Annotated in this window: 4 protein-coding genes; 2 read left to right on the top strand and 2 right to left on the bottom strand. The window is 68.9% G+C overall.

What is annotated here, in order from left to right; genetic code table 11:
- Nucleotides 1–108: 108 nt before the first annotated feature.
- Complete coding sequence (locus ACIKT0_RS14775; RefSeq protein WP_407106079.1) at nucleotides 109–312, top strand: hypothetical protein; 204 nt, start codon at nucleotides 109–111, stop codon at nucleotides 310–312.
- 93 nt (nucleotides 313–405) lie between these two features.
- The gene (locus ACIKT0_RS14780; protein ID WP_407106074.1) at nucleotides 406–2,010 is read left to right on the top strand and encodes an OpgD/OpgG family glucan biosynthesis protein; all 1,605 of its coding nucleotides are present in this window, start codon (nucleotides 406–408) and stop codon (nucleotides 2,008–2,010) included.
- A gap of 18 nt (nucleotides 2,011–2,028) precedes the next feature.
- Here the strand turns inward: ACIKT0_RS14780 and ACIKT0_RS14785 are convergent, their stop codons facing one another.
- Both ACIKT0_RS14785 and ACIKT0_RS14790 read right to left on the bottom strand, forming a co-directional pair.
- On the bottom strand, nucleotides 2,029–2,853 hold the full coding sequence (locus ACIKT0_RS14785) for a MipA/OmpV family protein (RefSeq protein WP_407106076.1): 825 nt from the start codon (nucleotides 2,851–2,853) through the stop codon (nucleotides 2,029–2,031).
- 157 nt (nucleotides 2,854–3,010) lie between these two features.
- Nucleotides 3,011–3,742 carry a GNAT family N-acetyltransferase gene (locus ACIKT0_RS14790; RefSeq protein WP_407106078.1) on the bottom strand — a complete coding sequence of 244 codons (732 nt, stop codon included), beginning with the start codon at nucleotides 3,740–3,742 and terminating at the stop codon, nucleotides 3,011–3,013.
- Nucleotides 3,743–3,748: the final 6 nt, after the last annotated feature.

The following is a 3,748-nucleotide window of genomic DNA, read 5'->3' on the forward strand; positions in this document are numbered from 1 at the left end:
CGAGCTTCACGCCGAGGACCTTGTCGGCCATATCATCGAGTTTTTTGATCGATCCCGCGTCCGACGCGCGAACCAGCATCTCCTGCGTGGCCTCGGCGTAGGGGATGGATGTCCGCGGCGCTCGCCCTGTCCAGGCGCTCCGTCGCCACGATCCGGCAGAATCTGGCCTGGGCCTTTGCCTACAACGTCATCGGCCTGCCGCTCGCGGCGTTCGGCTTCCTGTCGCCCGCGATCGCCGGCGCCGCGATGGCGCTGTCCTCGGCGAGCGTGGTGCTCAACGCGCTCAGGCTCGCGCGCTGGCGTCCTGAATAGCCGCCTCCGTTTCTTGCCTCATTTTCGGTTATAAGCGCCGGCAGCTCAATCCGGCGCCAGGTCCGCACCATGTCCCGCTTGCGTCTACCCGATATGCAGTCCGCTCATCTGCTCGACCGCCGGACGGTGCTCCAGATCGCCTTGGCGGCGCAGGCCGCCCTGGCGTTCGGCGGCTCCGCCAGAGCGGCCGGCGCCGACCGCCTGAAGTTCGGGAAGCCGGAGCCGTTCAGCTATGACGGCCTGAAGACCTTCGCGAAGAATCTTGCCGGCAAACCTTATCAGCCGCCCGCCGCGCCCGATCCGGCGATCGTCCAGAAGATCGACTACGACGCCCACGGCAAGATCAAGTTCAAGCCGGAAGACGCGCTCTATGCCGAGAGCGCCGGCGCCTATCCGATCACCTTCATGCATGTCGGGAAGTTCTTCCCCAAGACGGTCCGCATGCATGCGGTGGCGGACGGGCAGTCGCGCGAGATCCTCTACGATCCCAGCCTGTTCGACATGCCGGCGGACAGCATCGCGCGCGGGCTGCCGCCGCAGCCCTCGGCCTTCGCGGGCTTCTGGGTGCGCGAGGCCAAGGATCAGGTCACCGAGAAGGGCGACTGGAAGACGCGCGAGCCGTTCGCGACCTTCCTGGGCGCCTCCTACTTCCGGGCGATCGGCGCCGCCGGGCAGGTCGGCATGTCGGCGCGCGGCGTCGCGCTGTTCCCCGCGCCGGGCGAGGCGGAGGAGTTCCCGGACTTCATCTCGTTCTGGTTCGAGCCGGCGAAGACGAACGGCGACCCGGTCACGGTGTTCGCGCTGCTTGATGGTCCGTCGCTGTCAGGCGCCTATCGCTTCCTGATCCATCGCACGGCCGGCACGCTGATGGAGATCGAGGCCGAGGTGACGATGCGCAAGCAGGTCGCGCGGCTCGGCCTCGCGCCGCTGACCTCGATGTACTGGTTCTCGGAGACCGCCAAGCCGAACCTCATCGACTGGCGCCCCGAGGTCCACGATTCCGACGGGCTCGCGATGTGGACCGGCGCCGGCGAACGGATCTGGCGCCCGCTCAACAATCCGCCCCGGATCATGACGTCGACGTTCTCGGACGAGAATCCGAAAGGCTTCGGGCTGCTGCAGCGCGACCGCGATTTCGATCACTACGAGGATGGCGTCCGATACGAGGACCGGCCCTCGACCTGGGTGGAGCCGGTCGGCGACTGGGGCAAGGGCGTGGTCCAGCTGGTCGAGCTGCCGACGGACGACGAGATCCACGACAACGTCGTGGCGTACTGGATCCCGGAGCAGTCCGCGGCCCCCGGCGCCACGATCGCGCTCGCCTACAAGCTGCACTGGCAGGACGACGAGCCTTACCCGACGGAGCTCGGCCGCTGCGTGGCGACCCGTCTCGGTCGAGGCGGCCAGCCGGGCCTTCCGAGGCCGGCCGGCGTCCGGAAGTTCATCGTCGAGTTTTTGGGCGGCCCGCTGGCCGACATCCCCTACGGCGCGACGGTCGAGCCGGTGCTCTGGGCGTCGCGCGGCAAGTTCTCGTATGTCTTCGCCGAGGCGGTGCCCAGCGACGTCAAGGGCCACTGGCGCGCGCAGTTCGACCTGACGGTCGAGGGCCCGGAGCCGGTCGAGATGCGTTGCTATCTGAAGGCGGGCGGCCAGGTGCTCACCGAGACCTGGCTCTACCAGTACCACCCGGCGCCCTGAGGGCGCCGGAACGCCCCGTCAGCGGCCGAAGTCGAACGAGTAGGCCACGCCGAGACCGACCGTGAACACGTTCTTGGTCCCGAGCTTCTTGGCCACCGGGCTGTCGGCGGCCTCGCCCACCAGCCGGTCGTAGCGGCCGAAGGCGGTCGTGCTCCAGTGCTTGGTCCAGTCGTAGGTGATCGCGCTCGCGAGACCGACGGACTTGACGCCGCCCTTGGCCTTGTAGCGCGTCACGCGGCCGTTCCGCGCGGCCTCGCGGGCCGAGACGCCGTAATAGGTGTCCATGAAGCTGCTGTCGCCGATCTCGGTGCGCGGGCCGATCGACACCACCATCCGGTCGAAGCGCTGGATGTAGTCGGCCGCCACATTGCCGACGAAGCCGTGATGGCCCCAGAAGCCGTGCCGCAGCTCGCCCCGGATCCTGATCACGTCGAGCGGATAGAACTCGACGAAAGCGCCCGGCTCGATGGCGTAGTCGACGTCGCGGAAGCCGCGGAACTTGTGGTCTTCGCTGGAGTCCCGCTCGCCGCGGACGCGGGCCACCGGTCCGAACTGGAAGGAGGGCGTGTTGATCACCGCGAAGCCGAAGCCGTCGTCCGGCGCGCCGAACTTCCAGGGCTGGCCGGGGCGGCGGATGCTGAGGCTCGGCATCCCCGAGATGCCGTACTTGCCCGAGCCTTCGAATTTGGTGGTGTAGACCCCGGTCGCCTTCAGGGTGACGATCCACCCCTCCCGCACCGCTTCGACCGCGACCGGCGTCTCGAAGGAGGGAAGATCCGCTGCGACCGCGGGGAGGGCTGCGAGCGAGAGCAGCGCGGCGAGAGCGGTGGAACGGTAAGCCATGACGGGTCCTGACGAAGCGCGACGGGTCTTCAGCCGCAAACTAGCCCACTTCGGTGAGCGGAAGATGAAAACAAGCCGCGCTCGGCGGAAGACCCCGTTACCGTTGCGCCGCGGCCACGCTCGATCCGCGCGGGTCCGCCGCGGCGCGCGGAGCGCCTCAGTCGCGCAACGACAATGTCGCGATGCGGACGCCGATGTCCTCCGGATCGGGCGTTATGGTGAAGCCGAGTTCGCGGCAGACGGCGAGCATCGAGCTGTTCTCGGCCAGGATCTGGCCCGTGATCGCGCCCCAGCCCTCCGCCTTGGCGAACCGGATCAGGGTTCGCATCAGCCGCCAGCCCAGGCCGCGGCCCTTGAAGTCGGAGCGCAGCAGGATCGCGAATTCGCCGGCGTCGGCGTCCGGATCGGCGTGAAGCTGAACGACGCCCAGGACCGCGCCCTCGGCGCCTGACGCCAGCAGCACCATCGTGCGGGCGTAGTCGATCTGGGTGAGGCGCGCGATGAATGCCCGCGGGACCTCGCTCATCGGAGTGAAGAAGCGCTGGCGCAGATCCTCCGCGTCCACTTGCCGGAAGAACGCCGCGACCGCCGGCTCGTCCTCCGGCCGCACGGGACGGACGGAGATCTCCGAGCCGTCGCCGAGCGTCAGGGTGGTCTCCAGCCGCTTCGGGTAGGGGCGGATCGCGAGACGCGCGTTCGCGACGCCGGCCCCGCCGCCGCGCGGCGTGGAGGCGACCCGGATGCGGGCGTCGAACGCGAAGGCCCCGCGCGGCGTCACGACCAGCGGGTTGATGTCGAGCTCGCGGATTTCGGGCATGTCCGCCGCGCTCGTGCTGGTGAAGCTCGCGCAGCTCGCGGCGGACATGCCCGAAATCCGCGAGCTCGACATCAGATC

This window comes from Hansschlegelia beijingensis (assembly GCF_045505405.1).
Lineage (GTDB): Bacteria > Pseudomonadota > Alphaproteobacteria > Rhizobiales > Methylopilaceae > Methylopila > Methylopila beijingensis_A.

Bases quoted from the DNA above. Each gene is read 5' to 3' on its own strand.
- ACIKT0_RS14775 (WP_407106079.1), top strand. From the start codon at position 109: ATGTCCGCGGCGCTCGCCCTGTCCAGGCGCTCCGTCGCCACGATCCGG.
- ACIKT0_RS14780 (WP_407106074.1), top strand. From the start codon at position 406: ATGCAGTCCGCTCATCTGCTCGACCGCCGGACGGTGCTCCAGATCGCC.
- ACIKT0_RS14785 (WP_407106076.1), bottom strand. From the start codon at position 2,853: ATGGCTTACCGTTCCACCGCTCTCGCCGCGCTGCTCTCGCTCGCAGCC.
- ACIKT0_RS14790 (WP_407106078.1), bottom strand. From the start codon at position 3,742: ATGTCGAGCTCGCGGATTTCGGGCATGTCCGCCGCGAGCTGCGCGAGC.